Origin of the sequence: Paenibacillus sp. FSL P4-0184, from assembly GCF_038004625.1 — a bacterium.
Lineage (GTDB): Bacteria > Bacillota > Bacilli > Paenibacillales > Paenibacillaceae > Paenibacillus_AQ.
This window is the reverse complement of record NZ_JBBORN010000001.1, coordinates 554,376-572,005: the sequence shown is the minus strand read 5'-3', so window position 1 is coordinate 572,005 and position 17,630 is coordinate 554,376. Positions and strand designations below refer to the sequence as shown.

Genomic DNA, 17,630 nt, shown 5'->3' with positions numbered 1-17,630 from the left:
TGACGACCGGAGGAGGTGGCAGCTCATGAAGGAATGTTATGAACTTGTGATTAAGAACGGGAATGTAGTGCTGCCCGATCAGGTACTCAAGCTGGATATTGCAGTATCAGAGGGTAAGATTGTCGCACTTGGAGAGGAACTTTCGCTTGCGCCGCTGACCAAAGTCATCGACGCAGATGGGTTCTATGTCCTCCCCGGTATGATTGATATGCATGTCCACTTTAATGAGCCAACGTTTGGACATTGGGAAGGCTTTCGCAGCGGTTCTGCGGCGTTGGCAGCTGGTGGCTGCACAACCTATGCAGATATGCCGCTTAACGGCAATCCACCTACTGTGAACGAGGCTGCACTTCATCAAAAGGTAGATGCTGCGGCTGGAAACTCTGCCGTTGATTATGTGCTGTGGGGTGGGCTCGTTCCCGGCAATCTGGATGATTTAGAAGTTTTGGCAGCCGCTGGCGTCACTGGGTTTAAAGCCTTTCTCTCCAATCCTGGAGGGGAGGGCGAAGGCAGATTCCGTGAAGTGGATGAGGATACACTCTATCAAGGGATGCAGCGAATCGCTTCTCTGGGCGGGATTCTGGCGCTGCATGCAGAAAGTGAGGCTATCACGGCGGTGTTAACCGCAGATGCAGTGCGAAATGGCAGAACCAGCGCGCGTGATTTTGCGGCTTGCCGCCCTGCTGAAGCAGAGGTGGAGGCAGTGTCCAGGGCGCTGCTGTACAGTGAACGTACTGGCTGCCGGTTGCATTTTGTTCATATCAGCACGGCCGCCGCCATTGAGAAAATCTATGAAGCTAAGCTTCGAGGTCTGGACGTTTCGGCAGAAACCTGTCCACATTATCTGGTCCTCACTGAAAATGATATGGAGGCTTTAGGCCCTGTGGCGAAGTGTGCGCCTCCGCTGCGAAGTGCGGTGGAGCAGGAGAAGTTATGGGAGATGTTGGCCCAAGGCAAAATCGATCTGATTGCTTCGGATCATTCCCCCTGTCCAACGGAATTGAAGGTGAAGCCGGACTTGTCTTTTTTTGCAGCTTGGGGTGGGATCTCGGGTGCGCAGAGCAGTCTGGAGCTTATGTTCCATGAAGGCGTGAATGTGCGGGGGTTGGATGTTACATTAATTTCCAGTCTGCTCGCAGGGCAACCCGCAAAACGTTTTGGAATAGAGCATCGTAAAGGCGCTATAGCCCTAGGTCTAGATGCCGATCTAGTTCTGCTGAATCCAAATACAACCTATACGCTGACTGCGGAGGATTTATTGTATCGCCACAAGCACAGCCCCTACATCGGAAGAACTTTATCCTGCAAAGTAGTTGCTACGATCTGTCGCGGGAATGTGATCTATACCTCTGAAGAAGGAGTGATTAGTGAGGGAGGTGGACAGTGGCTGCGAATTAGGAAGGAGCAGTACAGCTTATGAACGATTCCAGCGTTCAAACATCGACCGAGAAGCTGCTCGAGCTACTGGAGGAGCTGGCGGCATTCAGCACACCTGGGCCAGGAGTTACTAGACTGCTATATACGGAGGAATGGAGTCAGGCGCAGATTTTTTTGCAGGAAAAAATGGCTGGACTCGGCTTAGAAGTTTCCATAGACAAGGTTGGCAATGTATATGGACGATTGAGTGGATGCGATCCGCAGCAAAAGGTTATTTTAACCGGATCGCATATCGATACTGTAGTCAATGGCGGAAAATATGATGGTGCGTATGGGATCGCTGCGGCTATGATTGCGCTTCAAGATTTGCAGAGGAACTTTGGCCAGCCGCAGCGGACGCTTGAGGTCGTATCTTTTTGTGAAGAAGAGGGGAGCCGATTTCCGCTTGCTTATTGGGGTTCGGGCCATGTCACGGAAAGGTATGACGGAAGCGAGGCCGAGACCTGTATAGATGCAGAGGGAGTGACGTTAAAAGCAGCAATGGCACAATCCAGATTCTTACAGGACATAACGGAGGAGAAAGCTTCTAAGCGGACTGGAGTCAGAAATGATATTGGTGCTTTTGTAGAACTGCACATCGAGCAGGGGATTATTCTGGAGAAGACAGACACTCAGATAGGCGTAGTTCAGGGGATTGTTGGTCAGAGACGATATGTGGTCAAGGTCAGTGGTATTGCTAATCATGCGGGCACGACACCGATGTTTATGCGGCAGGATGCACTGGCTAGTGCGGTTGAAATGCTGTACGTGCTTGAAAGTTCTGCTAAAACGGCTGGTGAACCTCTTGTAGCAACCTCGGGTAAGCTTGAGGTGTACCCGAATACGCCAAATGTGATCCCGGGTGAGGTTCTTTTTACATTAGATATCCGCCATAGTGAAGAGGACGAACTGGAACGTTTCTGTGAGAAGCTTCTTGCGGAATGTAATGAAATTGCTGTTAAACGTGGGGTGATTCTTGAGGTTACATCCGTGCTCCACACAGTCCCTGCGCCTATGGATACGAAGCTATCTGCAATGCTGGAAAATATCTGCCGCCAACAGGCGAAGACGTACCGCATGATGGTAAGTGGAGCGGGACATGACGCCCAGCTGTTTGCGCCGCGTTGCCCTACTGCGATGATATTTGTGCCAAGCCGAGCTGGCATCAGCCATTCTCCGGAAGAGTATACTTCCCCTGAGCAGCTCGTTGCTGGGCTTGAGGTGCTGACTGTGATGTTATATGAGTTAGCTTATTAAAAAGAGTTCGCCGAACTTTTAAATATAAGGAAGTATATGTTTACTCTATACTTTATCCTTATATTTCTCGCTGAAACGGAGCCCGTCCCTTAAAGGACGGCATAGCCGTTTCTACTTGAAGGGAGGATCATCATGAAGCGTTACGAAGATTTGTCGCCGTCCCAACGCTGTATTATGACTCCGGGTCCGGTCGAGGTAGATCCGCGTGTACTGCGGGCGATGTCTTTTCCGGTGCTGGGTCAGTTTGATCCAGAGTTCACCTCTATTATGAATGAAACGATGGAAATGCTGCGGGAGCTGTTCGCTACCCGAAATGCATGGGCTTACCCTATAGATGGGACCTCTCGCGCTGGTATTGAGGCGTTGATGGTCAGCTTAATCCTGCCGGGGGAACGTGTGCTGATTCCGATCTTTGGCCGCTTTGGACACCTGCTTCATGAGATTGCCGAACGTTGTGGTGCTGAGGTGTTCGTGCTGGAAAAGCCATGGGGGAGTGTGTTTGAGCCGGAGGAAGTGATAGCAGCTATGGAGACTTTTAAGCCACATGTGGTGGCAATGGTTCATGGGGAGACCTCTACAGGACGTGTGCAGCCACTCGCGGAAATTGGTAGAGCTTGCCGCCTGATGGATGCTTTATTCATAGTTGATGCAGTTGCAACCATTGGGGGCATTCCTGTCGAGACAGATGCTTGGATGTTGGATGCCGTCGTTGGAGGTACGCAGAAATGCCTGTCCGTCCCCTCCGGTATGGCACCAATAACATATAATGACCGCGCTGAAGCTAAGCTTATGTCCCGTAAACGAGTAGAACGTGGGATTAGAATCAGCGATGTTCAGCCTGGTGAGTTGTCTTTTGTCCGCAGCAACTATTTCGATCTCGGCATGCTTCAGGATTACTGGAGTCCACAACGTCTCAATCATCATACAGAGATGACCTCAATGCTTTATGCACTGCGGGAGGGCTTGCGGCTTACCCTTGAAGAAGGGCTGGATGCCAGATTCGCCAGACATATCCTCCATGAAAAAGCACTTGTAGCTGGATTAACAGCTATGGGTTTAGAACTATACGGGGATCCTTCCTGCAAGCTTACTGTTGTTACCTGTGTGCTGATCCCTGAGGGGATAGATGGGGAATCCGTACGCACGCTGCTGCTGGAGCGGTTCGGCATTGAAATTGCCAGCTCCTTTGGACCTCTGAAAGGAAAGATCTGGCGCATTGGCACGATGGGCTTTAGCTGCCGTACGAATAATGTGCTGCGTTTGCTTGGAGCTTTGGAAGCAGCGTTGCTGCGACACGGATTTGAAGTTTCTTACGGACTTGGTGTTCAAGCGGCACTTGACGTATATGAGGAAAACGTAAGATAATCGTTGGAATAGATGCTGGCGGGTGAGTTCATACCAGGGGCATGTCCGGAGTGTTGGACAATCTTTGGATTAAGAAAACGGCTATCATCTATAGGGATGACGGAGCCGTTTTTTCGTACAATATCAGATTTGCCAACTATGATATCAACACAGCCGATGGTTAAGCAATCCTCTATTATTATGAATCTATTCACTACATCAAGAACGCACTTGGATACTAACGGGGGAGAGATGAAAATGACAACTTTTACAAGAAAGCCTTTAGCAGATTGTGTACCTGAGCTTGTGGCTACGGCAAGAGGAGATAAACCGGCAACACTAGTAATTACAGGTGGAAAGCTGGTTAATGTATGCTCTGGTGAAATTTTAGAAGGAATGTCTGTTGGTATACAAGGTGGACGTATCGCTTATGTTGGTAAAGATGTGACACATATGATTGGTGAAGGAACGCAGGTTATTGAGGCGAACGGTAAGTATATAGCTCCGGGACTACTTGATGGCCATTGTCATATTGAGAGCACACAGCTGACCGTTACTGAATTCTCCCGTGCGGTTCTGCCGCTGGGTACAACAGGTGGTTTCTTTGATGCTCATGAGATTGCTAATGTATTTGGGCTGAAGGGGATTCAATTGATGCTCGATGAGATGCGGGGGACACCGTTAGCGGCTTACATGCAGGTGGCTTCTTGTGTGCCTGCGGCAGGTGCGGAATTCGAGACAACGGGAGCTTCTATTGGACCAGAAGAAGTGGCAGAAGCCTTTACTTGGGGACCCGATGTGATTGCGCTGGGTGAAGTGATGAACTTTCCTGGCGTTGTTTATGGCGATGAGAAAATGCTTGGGGAAATTCAAGCTACGCTGCGGGCAGGCAGATTTGTAGATGGTCATTTCACATGGCCTTCCAGCGACTGGAGACTGCCCGTGTATGCTGCGGCAGGTGTGACTGGCGATCATGAGTGTGTGACGGCAGAAGATGTGATTGAGCGCGTTCGACTGGGGATGTATGCCAAAATGCGCCGGGGTTCCGCTTGGCATGATGTGGCTAAAACAATTACGGCCCATACAGAACACGGCATAGATACACGCCGAATGATGCTGGTAACGGATGATCGTAGTTCGGAATCCTTACGAGATGAAGGGCATATGAATTTCGTCCTGCGTGATGCTATTGCTCAAGGTGTTAAGCCTGTAACGGCTATCCAAATGGCCACCATTAATACTGCTGAACGCTTTGGTTTAGCGCGGGATATCGGATCTATTACTCCGGGTTCTTTTGCAGATATCATCCTTTTAGACGGGAATTTGGCGGATATTAATGTAGTGCTGACAATTGCCGCAGGTGTAGTAGTTGCGGAGAACGGAGTAATGACGGCTGAGCTTGCAAAATTCACTTATCCGGAGGAAGTGTTGGCTTCGGTTCATTTGCCACAGCGTCCTACTTCAGAAGATTTCATCATTGCTGCTCCAATTCAAACAGGTGAACTTACTACAAGAGTTATTAAAGTAAGAGAAAATCATGTGGAGACTATTGAGCGTATGGTTTCGATACCTGTAGTGGAGGGGCAACTGGATGTAAATGCTATAGAAGGTTTGTGCAAAATTGCAGTGCTCGAACGTCATAAAGGTACAGGTAATAAATCAGTGGCCGTTGTCGAAGGCATTGGATTTAAAGAGCCGGCTGCCATTGCAATGACTGTTGCTCATGATAGTCATAATGTACTTGTTATTGGTAATGATGATGAGTTAATGGCTAAAGCTGCAAATGCGGTTGCGGATGCCCAGGGTGGTGTTTGCATGATCACATCCAATGGAGAAACATTATTCCCGTTGGCTATTGCAGGTCTAATGTCCACGGAACCCTTCGAAATTGCTGCTGCAAAATCAGCTGCGATCAGCAAAGCGCTATATGATGCTGGCTGTACTTTGAACTACGCATTTATGACTTTATCGCTGCTTGCATTGGCGGTTATCCCGACGCTACGCATCACAGATAAAGGACTTGTTCGGATCTCACCTGAAGGAATACAGTTAGTGCCATTGTTTGTTTAAGTAAATTAACCGAAGTATAATCCTAATGCAAAAAACTGTTCTGAGGTCGTAATGACCATTCAGAACAGTTTTTTGTTGTGAAAATAAGAAAGACTAAGTTTTTAAATATACATATTAAACAGATGGACAAAGATTGAAACATTTTTCTGTGGAATTAATGAAAAAATATTAACAAAGCGTAGTCAGTTGACGATAATAATGTTAAATTAGATAAAAATTAAAGTGATTGGATAGAGTTAATTTTACATTATTGGCATTTAACGAAATTATAGATATCATCAGGTTTCAGGTAACCCAACTAAGAGGGACGAGGTGCATGAGAGATGATCAGACTAGAAACGCAAGACATTCTGAATATTAGCATGAAGCAAATTGCTACTATTTTTAAAATGAAGCCGCTTGAGCTGAGATTTGTCACTGATTTTCAGGGTGAGAAATATCTCTTAACCAATGATAAGCTACACCTCAGCAATCAGCAGTACTGGGCGAAGGTTATGGAATGTGTCTTTGATGATCATGTTAGACCTGTGCTAATGTGTGAGGTGTTATATTTCCTGCGTAACGAATTTCTGGAAAGTGATATCAAGATATGCTTCTCTTATGATTATGCAGAGAATGGGAATGGAGAAGCCACTGCAACCGCTGAAGTATCTTTTAATGATTCAGCTGATTTGCAGCCAAGTGAGATTGCCGAGCTGATCGACTTTGCATTGACCTTACAGGACAAGCAATGGTTCCATGAACTGACTACTAAATATAAGCAGCTTACAGCATAAGCATCTTAGTGACCCTTAGATCCTATGAACGGACATAACAAACCGTCTTATCTCAGCAGAGAATATCTGCGGATAAGACGGTTTTTTTGTATTACCAGCCCATGGCATTTCGTTCAACATGCTGAGCTAAAAAATGAAGCCAGTCCTCATGATTATTCAAGCAGGGGATTGCAGTGAAGTCTTCAGCATGTCCTCCTCCAGCCACAAATTGCTCGCGCCCTTCTATGGCTAGCTCGTGCAGCGTTTCTAGACAATCCGTTACAAGTCCCGGTGAGAAAATCAAAGGTTTATGAATTCCGCGTTCCGCTAGCTTTCCCAAAACATCTGCTGTAGAGGGACCTACCCATTCTTCGCGTCCGAAGCGTGATTGAAAAGTAAGCTGCCAGCGTTCAGGCTCCCAATTCATAGCTGAAGCGAGAAGACGCGCAGTTTCCATACATTGCTCCGGATAGGGATCGCCTGTATCTGCATATCGTTTGGGGATCCCGTGAAAGGTCAGTACAAAAAAATCAGGATTAGAGCTCAGAAGTTCCATTTGCTGCAGTAAATGCGACTTCATGGCTGAAATATAATCGGGCTCATTATAATAAGCATCCATAAATCTGAGTGCAGGAATAAGTCGCTTTGTTACCGGTCCAGTGGAGCTTTGGCGTCCTAGTGCAGCAAAACTCGCTTGATCGAAGACAGATGCCGTCGTAGTGGACGAATATTGCGGGAATAGCGGCACAATGATGATGCGTGTGACTCCATTTGCTTCCAATGTGCTCATCGCTTGTTCCATACTTGGTTTGCTATATGCTAAGCCAAGCTCTACTTGATACCGTGAACCTAGAAGCGCTTGCAAACCAGATCGCTGAGCTAATGAGTGGAAGAGTAAAGGTGATCCTTCTGTTGTCCAGATTTGTCTGTACAGCTCAGCCGACCGCCGAGGACGTGTACGCAGAATAACGCCTCGCAGCAAAGGTTGCCAGAGCAGTGGTGAATAATCTATGATTCGGCGGTCGGATAAAAAACGTTTCAGATAAGGACGTACCGCCTTTGCAGTAGGTGCAGTAGGTGTGCCAATTTGGGCGAGAATAACTCCAATAGGTGGCTGTTTGTTCAAAGCTTTGAACTCCTTTCCCATGTTAGAGATCGTTCTAAAATAACATATCTATTCTTGGATACACAATAATCGAGATCACGTTATCTACTTTGGGAATAGGAAGTGGGTGTATTTGTTTGGAAAAAATAATGAAAAATCACATTTATGAGCAAATAGTGATGTTTCTTATAGGGTATGTGATTTTAGATACAGAGGAATTGCGGAAAAGTTTGGTAGTATCAAACCAGAAATTGATTGAAAAAGCGCCTTCATTTTTTTCTGATATGATATGTGAATTATTTCACCTTTGATGCGGTTTATTGTAAAAAGGAATGAATAGATTTAAGGCATTATTTTTTTGGAAAGTGATGGTTCTCGCATAGGCATGAGAGGGGGGATGGGTTCTTATGAAGAGAGATGTAATGCTTCATAAGAAGAGAAGGGGCGCCGTGAAAGGTAAGTTTGGTTAAGAAAAGCTATATATCACTGGGGATTTGGTAAAGGAGAATTTTATTGAAAAAACTAATTTCTTTAACGGTTAGCGCGGCAATATTGTTAGCGCCATTTGCTTACACACTTAATGTGCCTGCTTTGAACTTGAAGGTGGATGCAGTATCCGCAGCTTCTGAAGAAGCGGATGCACCAGCAGCTAAACCAACAGCAAAACCAGCAGCAACAGCAAAACCAGTAGCAACACCAAAAGCAACAGCAAAACCAGTAGCAACACCAAAGCCAACAGCAAAACCAGTAGAAACACCGAAAGCAACGGTAAAACCAGTAGCAACACCAAAGGCAACAGCGGCACCGGCAGCAACGACAAAACCAGCTACAACGCCAAAAGCAACCGCTGCTCCAGCGGCTACAGTAGTTCCAGCAGCGACTGTTAAGCCTGTACCTACAGCATTGCCGGTTACAGTTAAGGAAAATGTATATCAAGATGGGGTTTACGTAGCTTATGGCGATGCTTACTCCAAAGGTACCGAAGGCGCTAAGATCGAAATTAAAGATGGAAAAATTACTAGCATCGATCTCCTGAGAACCAGCCCTAAGCTGATCGATAGAGATGCTCGTAACAATTATAGCGCTTTATGGCAAGCTTATGGATTGATGGAGAATAAATTGATTGGCAAGACAAGAGATGGAGCAGCTGCAGTAGATGCTGTTTCGGGAGCAACACGCTCTAGTAATGGATGGAAATTGTCTGTAGACAGAGCGTTTGAAAGAGCTCTAACAGTGAAAGATACAGATGCTATTTACTTTGATGGTGTTCATATGGGCATAGATCCTACAGGTAAATATGCAGTATTTGCAACCTACGAATCCAATAAGCTCACAGCTGTTAAAGTGTACCCGCTGAACAGTGCCGGTGATTTCGTGGATGAGAAGGCCTACACAGCTGAGCAATCCGCAGCAGTTGCAGCTATAACACCAGCATTGCTGGCTCAAGGAACAGCTGCAGAGCCTGTTGCAGGACTCGAAGCCGACTTTAAGGCTGCGATTAATGCTTTCTGGGATGCTGAGCAGAATGCAAAGATTAACAATACTTCTGCTTATGTAGACGGATTCTATTCCTCTTATGGGACTGCAAGAAGTGTTGGTGTTGAAAGAGCTGACATCGTGATCCGCAACGGTAAGCTAGTGGACGTGAAGCTGTTCAGACTTGGGAACAACCTCATTGACAGAGGTGCAACGGCTTATGCAGAAGTTGTAAAAGCTAATGCTCCGATGACAGCTAAATTGCTTGCTAATGGATCTTACTTCGCTAACTATGATGAGAAAGTAGATGGAATTTCTGGCGCTACAGAAAGCAGTCACGGTTGGAACCAAGCCGTAGAAAGAGCTTTCGAGAAAGCACTGAAAGTTCCTGGTGAAGTTAAATATTTTGACGGAAAATTCGCAGGTGTGGATAACCAATCTAAAGTATTACTGCTTGTTGATGTTGCTTCAGATACAGTTACAAACATTAAATTAAGCTTGTTCGGAGCTGACGGCAAGCTGATCGCTGATGACAAACTAAGTGCAGAACAAAAATCGCTGGTGGGTACACTTACTTCAGGATTGCTTGAAAAAGGTGTGCAAATGTCCGATATCACAGGTCAAGAAGAGCTATCCGCAGCTGCCAAAGCGGCTCTGACTGATGCTTTGACTAATGCATCCAAAGTTCAAGGAATCTATAAAGACGGAACCTTCACTGCATTTGGTGATGCCTATGATAAAGGAACAAACAGAGCAGACGTTACACTGCGTAACGGTAAGATCGTTAATGTTGCTTTGTATCGTGTAGGAATGAATCTTGTGGATAGAGGCAAGGCTGCTTACCCAGAGGTGGTAAAAGCAATTCCGCAATTGACTACTAGCATCCTTGCAGCAGGTACTAGAGAAGCTGTTCAAGATGTGGACGCTGTTTCCGGTGCAACTAGCAGTAGTGTAGCTCTTAAGACTGCGGTGGATAGAGCATACGGGAAAGCTGAGATTGTTGAAGCTAATAAAGCGGCTTACTTCGATGGAATCTTCATTGGTGTAAGTGCTGATAAGCTTGTAAATGTTATGACGTATGTTGAACATGGCGTTCCTGTTAAAATGCTCGTTTACTATCTAGATAAAAACGGAAGCACAAGAGCGGTTAACCAGTTGACTGACGCTGAGCTGGCTGTGAAGAGCGAGATTGAGTCGACTTCAACAGGCTATAGCTTACACAAGTATGGATATCGCGCAGCAGCTTTCGGAAATAATGATGCCGAGAAAGAAGTATCTGCTAAAGTGGTAGAAGCTATTAAATCAGCGCTTGAATCCGCTGGTAAATAAGCAATTTTCAATCAATAGTTAATTTATAAAGGGGGTTATTCTAGAGCCATATTATGGCCTGTGGAGTAACCTCCTTTATCTACCTGTACATAAATATGAAAATAGATCGTATAGTGATTTAAAGGGATTTTGGAGGTGAGTGTCTAAAGTTTAATATAGAGAGCAGGTACAAAGCCTGTTATTAATAGGAGGCTTCAACATGACACAAATTAAACAGCTCGCTCCACAGGATGAATTTGTTGGCTTTTATCTCTTAAGAGAGCTGGCGATCAAACAAACGAACGGTACTCCTCCAAAGGATTATTTCGACCTAGTCTTGGGAGATTCCAGTGGACAATTGTCCGCGAAATATTGGGATGTCAGCACAACCGATAAAGAAACTTTTTTTCCTATGGCACTGGTGAAGGTTCGCGGGATTGCGCACACTTATCGTGAGAAATTGCAAATCAAAGTAACCAAAATCAGATTGGTGAACGATGAGGATGGCGTTGCGCTAACGGATTTTATTCGCTCCGCTCCTATTCGTCCAGTAGACCTTATTCATACGATTAAAGGGGTTATGGCAAGCATCACAGATCCGGAGATTGCCTCGATTGTCTCCTTTTGTGTAAGCAAAGTGGAAGAGAAATTGATGCATTATCCGGCTGCCAAAACGCATCACCATGCTTATTTTGCCGGACTTGCTTATCATATGGTTCGCATGCTGGAGATCGGGGATTTTCTGTGCAAGCAGCGTCCGTTCCTGAATACAGATTTAATGAAGGCTGGAATTATTCTGCATGATATCGCGAAGCCGGAGGAGATGATCTCTCAGCTCGGAATTGTCTCAGAATATAGCGTTCAGGGTAAGTTGATTGGTCATATCTCGATGGCATCTAACTGGATTACAGAAGCGGCCATCCGCTTAGACATTGATTTGAATTCGGAGAAGGTTCTGGCGTTACAGCATCTCGTATTATCACACCATAACCTGGGCGAATGGGGCAGTCCTGTTCAGCCGCAAACGGCTGAGGCCGTAGCGCTGCATCATATTGATGCGATGGATGCGAAGCTGCAGATGGTCGAGGATGCGCTGGATACCACACCAGAAACGGAAGAATGGACGCCATTCATCAGAGGACTGGAGAATAAAGCAGTTTATCGGATGAAGATCTAGCGGTACCATGTACAACTGGGCGATCTATAGGTAAGCCGATGATATGTTGCGCTGGTTGGGGAGTAGAAAAGAATTATACGGAATTCTTCCCTATAATTAACCTGTAAAGGGTGTATTTGCAGGGATTATGCGGAATTTCTCCGTATAATCCCTAAGAAACGCTTCAATTACGCCTAAATCATAAGAAATATAGGGATAATTTCCCTATAACTTATTTAAATTACGCTTAAGCAGAGAACTACAGGGAGAAAATCCCTATAATTCATCCGCGAGGATAGCGATCTTCGCAGTTAATCAATTGCCGGGCATGTATTTCGATACGAAGATGGTATTAAACACCCAACCAGCTATAATGAGCCTGTTGGGTGTTTTTTTGCTAAATAACTTAATAGTTTCTTACAAATAGAAGTTTTTCGTTCTTTGATTGTTCACAGGTTTCTTAGCAGGTTTACTCTTTCGAGCAGAAAAAGGAGTGTATCCACCAGCAAACATTGTTCCGCTAGTATATCCTTGGCTGCTGGAGAGCAAAAGCGGGTCAAGGTGTGATTCTCGCTCCATAAGCATTAATAGAACCAAGGCAGCTGCGCGCGCGTCATCGAGAGCGTCATGGTGCTTCAGCTCAATGCCGAAATGCTCGGATACTACATTAAGTTTATGAGAGGGAAGCTCGGGCAGCATTTTTTTGCCTAATAAATAAGTACATAAGTATTGAAAGCTCGGATAGCTTATGGACATCCCATCGAGGCAATACCGCAGTACACTCATATCAAAAGCGGCATTGTGCGCTACAACAATTCGTCCGTGCAGCAATGGTTCAACGGTGGGCCATAATTCGTGGAAAGTAGGCTGACCGATTACCATGGAGGGGGTGATGCCATGTATCGAAATGTTCATGCCGTCAAACCGCTGCTTGGGATCGATCAGCCAAGAATGTTCTGCTGTGATTACGCCATCTTTAACTTCCACAAGTCCCAAAGCACAGGCGCTGGATCGACTGGAATTCGCCGTTTCAAAGTCAATTGCTATAAAGTCCATTCGTAAAGCTCCTCATCTATCATATATACATTCATATTAAAGTAGTAAAATGATAAATACAATCTAGTACAAGTTACATATAGTAGTTGAGTAAAAATATGAATTCCCCATATGGCTAAAAGCAGCAAAGGAAAAGCGAATTATTCGAGCATAAATAATGAAAAAATCTAAACAGAATAATCGAATACTATACATGGAGCCATAACCATCTACCCGAGTAGAAATGTTGTGGCTTTTTCAAGTTTCGTTATCTTGCTATCCTATTCAAGAATCCGTACACTGCAAAATAGATGTTATATATTATTGTTAAGCTCAGATACGGGAGGAAATACTTTGGGAGCTGTAATCACTAAATTTTTTGAATATGGGCAAGCAGAAGTCGATTACCTCGGAAGTGTGGACCCAGTGCTAGGTGCGGCGATGGTGCGAATGGGGAAAGTGGAACGTGTGATTATTCCGGATCTTTTCACCGCGCTTATCTATGCCATAGTAGGTCAGCTAATATCAGTCAAAGCAGTTCGAACTATCTGGACAAGAATGCAGGCTCAGTTCGAAGAAATAACTCCACAGCAGCTAGCTATACACACAGCGGATGAGATTCAGGGTTGCGGCATGACGATGAAAAAGGCGGTTTGCATTCATGACATTTCCAAGCTGATTGCTGATGGGGAGTTTAAGTTGGAGGAATTATATGGATTGTCCGATCAAGAGGTTATTCAAAGACTCATGAAGTTAAAAGGCATCGGTATGTGGACAGCAGAGATGATGCTAATCAATTGTATGGAGCGCCCAGATGTAGTTAGTTGGGGAGATATCGCCATTCGTCGCGGCATGATGAAGCTGTATGGGCTTGATACGCTTACCAAAAAGCAATTTGAACAATACCGTCTAAGGTACTCACCACACGGTTCGGTAGCTTCCATATATTTATGGGAGATTTCATTTCAATAATTAATACGTAGGGGGCACTATAGTGGACAAAACAATAAAGGAACAGCTAGTGGAGTTGGCAGATGCGGATTACCAGAAGTTTTCTGCGGCTTTACTTCCAACGATCAATAATGTGATAGGAGTCAGGCTGCCGGAGCTGCGTAAACTTGCCAAAACCATTGCAAAAGGTGACTGGAGAGCCTATTTGGAGCACGCCGACTCTGATTTTTTTGAAGAGGTAATGCTGCAAGGTATGGTACTTGGTTACGTAAAGGCAGATCCTGAAGAAATTCTGCATTATATTGCGGACTTTATTCCTAAAATCGATAACTGGTCGGTATGTGATAGCTTTTGCACGGGGCTGAAGTTTACCTTGAAGAATAAAGAGCAGATGTGGGACTTTATAGTGCCGTATCTGTTATCTGACAAAGAATATGAGATTCGATTTGCGGTAGTAATGATGCTTAATTTCTTTATTGAAGAAGCGTACATCAGTCGGATTCTACAACTACTCGATAAGGTCAGACATGAGGGGTATTATGTGAAAATGGCGGTTTCTTGGGCGCTATCGATGTGTTATGTGAAGCTGCCTGAGGCTACGATAGATTATTTGAGAACTAACACTTTAGATGATTTCACCTATAACAAGGCTTTGCAGAAAATCACAGAGTCTTACCGAGTAGATCCGGAATCGAAAAAAATGATTCGCGGGATGAAGAGGAATAGAAAAAACAAGCCCCTTATATAGCTCAGTAGCTGAGAAATAAGGGACCTGTTATTATATTTATTTTTTGTCGGTATTGATTTTCCGGTTGCGGATACGTTCAATTTCATCATCAACAGCACTACGAAGGTTGGGATCAATGGACGAAGCTACGCCTGCACCTGAGTTAGATTTATACTTGGAGTTTTCCGCCAGAGCTTCCCACTCGAAAATTTTCTCTTCCATTCGTTCGAAGCCACGTGAAGCGTTACCCACATTCGGTCCTTTTACACTGTTGCTATGAGGAGCCGAGCTTAGTGTTTCTGTAGCTTGCTGAGCACGAGCGATAAGTTCAGTTCTTTTCGCTTTAAGATGTTCTCGCTCTTCTTTAGCTCTAGCGATGTTGATCTCCAGCTCTGCCAGGGATTGCTGAGTTTGTGCCTGACTATTGATACTCTCATCCAGCTGTTCTGTATACCGCAGCTTGGCCATGAGTGCAAGGCGTGCTCTTTCTTCATTTCCTTGCTCAACCGCTTGAACGGCTTCAGCTTCGCTTTGTTCTATCAGCTGAGTATATTCTTGCTTGCGGCGTTCCAATACACTCGCTGTAACCTTTAAATCCCGCTCATTGCGTTCTGCCGTAGCTATTTCGTTCTCAAGATCGCGTAGATACTGACCCGTCAGTAGCACTGGGTTTTCTAATTTGTTCAGACCTTCGTGTAGGGCAGCTTTAGTGAGGGTGGAAATTCTTTTGAATAAACTCATGTTATATCTCTCCTTAGTATGTTTGATTGATATTAAATGACGATTTGTTAATAGAAATCATGTCCATCCGAAAAGCTGCCAAAAGGTTCTTTAGGGACGATGATGCTGGCGATAAAGTAAAAGATAAGTACGGTACCGAAGCTGAAAAGTGCTGCGGCAACAGTTACGAGACGGAGAATTGTGGCATCGATGCCTGACCAACTGGCAAGACCTCCGCATACACCACTAATCTTCTGGTCACTTCTGGAACGATATAATTTTTTCATTTATTATTGTCATCCTCTCTTATGGGGGTGATTGTGTTTAAATCTTGCAACCCGCTTGCTTATGTACTCATTGTATAGCCTTTTTAAATGCGGCAAAACGGCCTGAAGGCGGTTTTATATACCAGACCTGAGTCGAGGTACGTTCCCGCAGGAAGGCGGGGGAAATAAGTTCATGATTGTGGATGAACTACAAATCCCGGTTGAAGTTAGGTACAATAAAGAGAGGAATACTTGTGGTGGTGTCGAAATATGCTTATATATGACTACTACGGAATAGGGGGCTGAATATGAGCTTTTTTAACAAGGTAAAGGCAGGCGTGAGCGAGGCTGGCAATAAAGCAAAGACAGTGGTGGAGATCAATCGTTTGAAATTACAGAACAATAGCAAGCAGAATGACATTGACCAGCAGTATCAGGTAATGGGTAAACTGTTGTTTGAAGCTGTAACACAAGGAGCAGGACCATTGCCGAGTGAGCAGATTGAGAAGAATATTTCCCGTATTCTTGAACTGAAATCGGAGATTGAGGTCAATCTGCAGCAAATTGCGGGGTTGTCCGATGTGAAGCAGTGTAAAGCATGCGGTGGCAATGTGGCAATCGAGGCTCGCTTTTGTCCGAGTTGTGGATCAACTTTTGAAGTGTCAAATGAACCCATTCGTGATGTAACACCATCGTCGATTACTTTGGATAAGAAGGAATAAATCTACTGCATGTAAGAAATTCATGAACAAAAGGACAGCTCAATAGCTGTCCTTTTTTATTTTTAGGAGAGAAGTCGTTTAAACCTTGGCAGCAAAACGTTTTTTTAAATAATACACAATTAGCAACATAAGCGGCAGAACAAATGCACAGGTGAAATCCCAATCTACCCAGTAGGTGGGGATTTCCTTTACATAAAAAATGATGTCTTTGGCAATCAGTTGTGACATACCAAATAACAAAAATCCAGTGGGTAGGATCAGAGGACGGTGGCTTTTGAGTTTAAACAATTGGGCTGTACCTAATGTTAAAGCATAGTAATAAATGGCTGTTTTAAAGTACGTGCTGATAATCCATGCTGTAGCCATAAGCGCTTCAATACGTTGCAGAGAATTAGCAATATTAATTTTTTGAGCAAGAATATAAGCGGCATAAAATTGATGTTCAGAAGCGTAAACACCAAGAACGGTAAGGGAAAAAAATAAGATGAGGTTAAGTCCCAGAGCCCCGATGATCAGGGCTATGAAAATATCCCGGCTTGTTTTGCTATTCTTCTGAGCATAAGGATATACCATAAGAAACACGCATAATTCACCAAAAGGATAAAAAACACCATACATCAAAGTATGGAGCATGTCCGGTACTGGTGTGTTCATAATGGGGTATAAACGTTCCATTTTGACATCGGGAGTCAGCAGAAGCAGCAGACCGATCAAAAAAACTGCAAACAAAGGGAAAAAAAGCTGAGCTGCCCGTCCTAATGTTTCCAGACCCAGTCGTACACCATATACCAGTAGGAAAATGGCCATGAAACGGATAACCCCACCGGGTGTTTTCTCGTAAATCTGTGTACACATGAAATCTTCAATTTCTCTTATGTAAGTGGAAGCGGCAATCAGGAAGAACACTAGATAGAACAAGGCTACAGCAGTTCCGGCCCATTTTCCTAGAATTTGTAGGCTAAGCTCGATAATATTCTTGTTTGGTTCAATGTCTGCTAAACAGAGCAACAGTTTTATGGTCGCTAGGCCCAAGGGAATACTAATCAAAGCAGCAATCCATGCATCTTGCTTCGCTCCTGATATCATTAACGCTGGATATACAAGTGCCATATCCCCAATAAATGTGAATAGCCCGAGTATAATCATTTGATTGGTACTAATTCGATCTTTCTCCAAATGCATATACCCCCTCAAATTTATTGGACTAGTTTTAGTATGGTTGTAGTTACCAGAATTATGCCATTCCGAATTTTAATCAGAAAGGAATAATTATCAAAATTAACATCAAACTATACTTATTAATCTAAGTGAAGTGGAGGCTA

Annotated in this window: 15 protein-coding genes; 10 read left to right on the top strand and 5 right to left on the bottom strand. The window is 44.6% G+C overall.

Annotated elements, in window-relative coordinates; all coding sequences use genetic code 11:
* Positions 1–25 precede the first annotated feature (25 nt).
* The 5 genes from MKY52_RS02320 to MKY52_RS02300 all read left to right on the top strand — a co-directional run bounded on the left by MKY52_RS02320 (position 26) and on the right by MKY52_RS02300 (position 6,863).
* Positions 26–1,420, top strand: a complete 1,395-nt coding sequence (locus MKY52_RS02320; protein WP_341049613.1) for an allantoinase — start codon at positions 26–28, stop codon at positions 1,418–1,420.
* On the top strand, positions 1,417–2,673 hold the full coding sequence (locus tag MKY52_RS02315; RefSeq protein WP_341049612.1) for a M20 family metallo-hydrolase: 1,257 nt from the start codon (positions 1,417–1,419) through the stop codon (positions 2,671–2,673). The genes MKY52_RS02320 and MKY52_RS02315 overlap by 4 nt, the downstream gene beginning before the upstream one ends.
* A 132-nt stretch (positions 2,674–2,805) precedes the next feature.
* Positions 2,806–4,038, top strand: coding sequence for a pyridoxal-phosphate-dependent aminotransferase family protein (locus MKY52_RS02310; RefSeq protein WP_341049611.1), 1,233 nt, complete (start codon positions 2,806–2,808; stop codon positions 4,036–4,038).
* 237 nt (positions 4,039–4,275) lie between these two features.
* Positions 4,276–6,087, top strand: coding sequence for an adenine deaminase (locus MKY52_RS02305; protein WP_445670974.1), 1,812 nt, complete (start codon positions 4,276–4,278; stop codon positions 6,085–6,087).
* Positions 6,088–6,410: 323 nt separating this feature from the next.
* Positions 6,411–6,863 (top strand): IDEAL domain-containing protein, encoded by a 453-nt coding sequence (locus tag MKY52_RS02300; protein ID WP_339269512.1) that lies wholly within the window; start codon positions 6,411–6,413, stop codon positions 6,861–6,863.
* Positions 6,864–6,954: 91 nt separating this feature from the next.
* Here MKY52_RS02300 and hemH read toward each other — a convergent pair whose 3' ends face one another.
* Entirely contained in the window at positions 6,955–7,968 is a 1,014-nt protein-coding gene (gene hemH / locus MKY52_RS02295) for a ferrochelatase (RefSeq protein ID WP_341049607.1), read from the bottom strand.
* A 492-nt stretch (positions 7,969–8,460) separates the two neighbouring features.
* On the opposite strand from hemH, the gene MKY52_RS02290 reads away from it, so the two are divergent.
* Together MKY52_RS02290 and MKY52_RS02285 are read left to right on the top strand one after the other, a co-directional pair.
* Positions 8,461–10,752 carry an FMN-binding protein gene (locus MKY52_RS02290; protein WP_341049605.1) on the top strand — a complete coding sequence of 764 codons (2,292 nt, stop codon included), beginning with the start codon at positions 8,461–8,463 and terminating at the stop codon, positions 10,750–10,752.
* 199 nt (positions 10,753–10,951) lie between these two features.
* A complete protein-coding gene (locus MKY52_RS02285) occupies positions 10,952–11,908 on the top strand; it encodes a 3'-5' exoribonuclease YhaM family protein (protein ID WP_341049603.1) in 957 nt (318 codons plus the stop codon).
* A gap of 396 nt (positions 11,909–12,304) precedes the next feature.
* Here the strand turns inward: MKY52_RS02285 and MKY52_RS02280 are convergent, their stop codons facing one another.
* Positions 12,305–12,943: a 3'-5' exonuclease gene (locus tag MKY52_RS02280; protein WP_341049601.1), complete on the bottom strand. Its 639-nt coding sequence runs from the start codon at positions 12,941–12,943 to the stop codon at positions 12,305–12,307.
* A gap of 333 nt (positions 12,944–13,276) precedes the next feature.
* Here MKY52_RS02280 and MKY52_RS02275 point away from each other — a divergent pair, with 333 nt between their 5' ends.
* Together MKY52_RS02275 and MKY52_RS02270 are read left to right on the top strand one after the other, a co-directional pair.
* Positions 13,277–13,894 (top strand): DNA-3-methyladenine glycosylase family protein, encoded by a 618-nt coding sequence (locus MKY52_RS02275; RefSeq protein ID WP_341049598.1) that lies wholly within the window; start codon positions 13,277–13,279, stop codon positions 13,892–13,894.
* A 22-nt stretch (positions 13,895–13,916) separates the two neighbouring features.
* Entirely contained in the window at positions 13,917–14,621 is a 705-nt protein-coding gene (locus tag MKY52_RS02270; RefSeq protein WP_341049597.1) for a DNA alkylation repair protein, read from the top strand.
* A 36-nt stretch (positions 14,622–14,657) separates the two neighbouring features.
* On the opposite strand, the gene MKY52_RS02265 is transcribed toward MKY52_RS02270, so the two are convergent.
* A complete protein-coding gene (locus MKY52_RS02265) occupies positions 14,658–15,341 on the bottom strand; it encodes a PspA/IM30 family protein (protein ID WP_339269525.1) in 684 nt (227 codons plus the stop codon).
* 47 nt (positions 15,342–15,388) lie between these two features.
* Entirely contained in the window at positions 15,389–15,607 is a 219-nt protein-coding gene (locus tag MKY52_RS02260) for a PspC domain-containing protein (RefSeq protein WP_042185808.1), read from the bottom strand.
* Between the two features lie 287 nt (positions 15,608–15,894).
* Here MKY52_RS02260 and MKY52_RS02255 point away from each other — a divergent pair, with 287 nt between their 5' ends.
* Positions 15,895–16,308, top strand: a complete 414-nt coding sequence (locus tag MKY52_RS02255) for a zinc ribbon domain-containing protein (protein ID WP_042185810.1) — start codon at positions 15,895–15,897, stop codon at positions 16,306–16,308.
* Positions 16,309–16,386: 78 nt separating this feature from the next.
* Here the strand turns inward: MKY52_RS02255 and MKY52_RS02250 are convergent, their stop codons facing one another.
* On the bottom strand, positions 16,387–17,490 hold the full coding sequence (locus tag MKY52_RS02250) for a GerAB/ArcD/ProY family transporter (RefSeq protein WP_341049595.1): 1,104 nt from the start codon (positions 17,488–17,490) through the stop codon (positions 16,387–16,389).
* Positions 17,491–17,630: the final 140 nt, after the last annotated feature.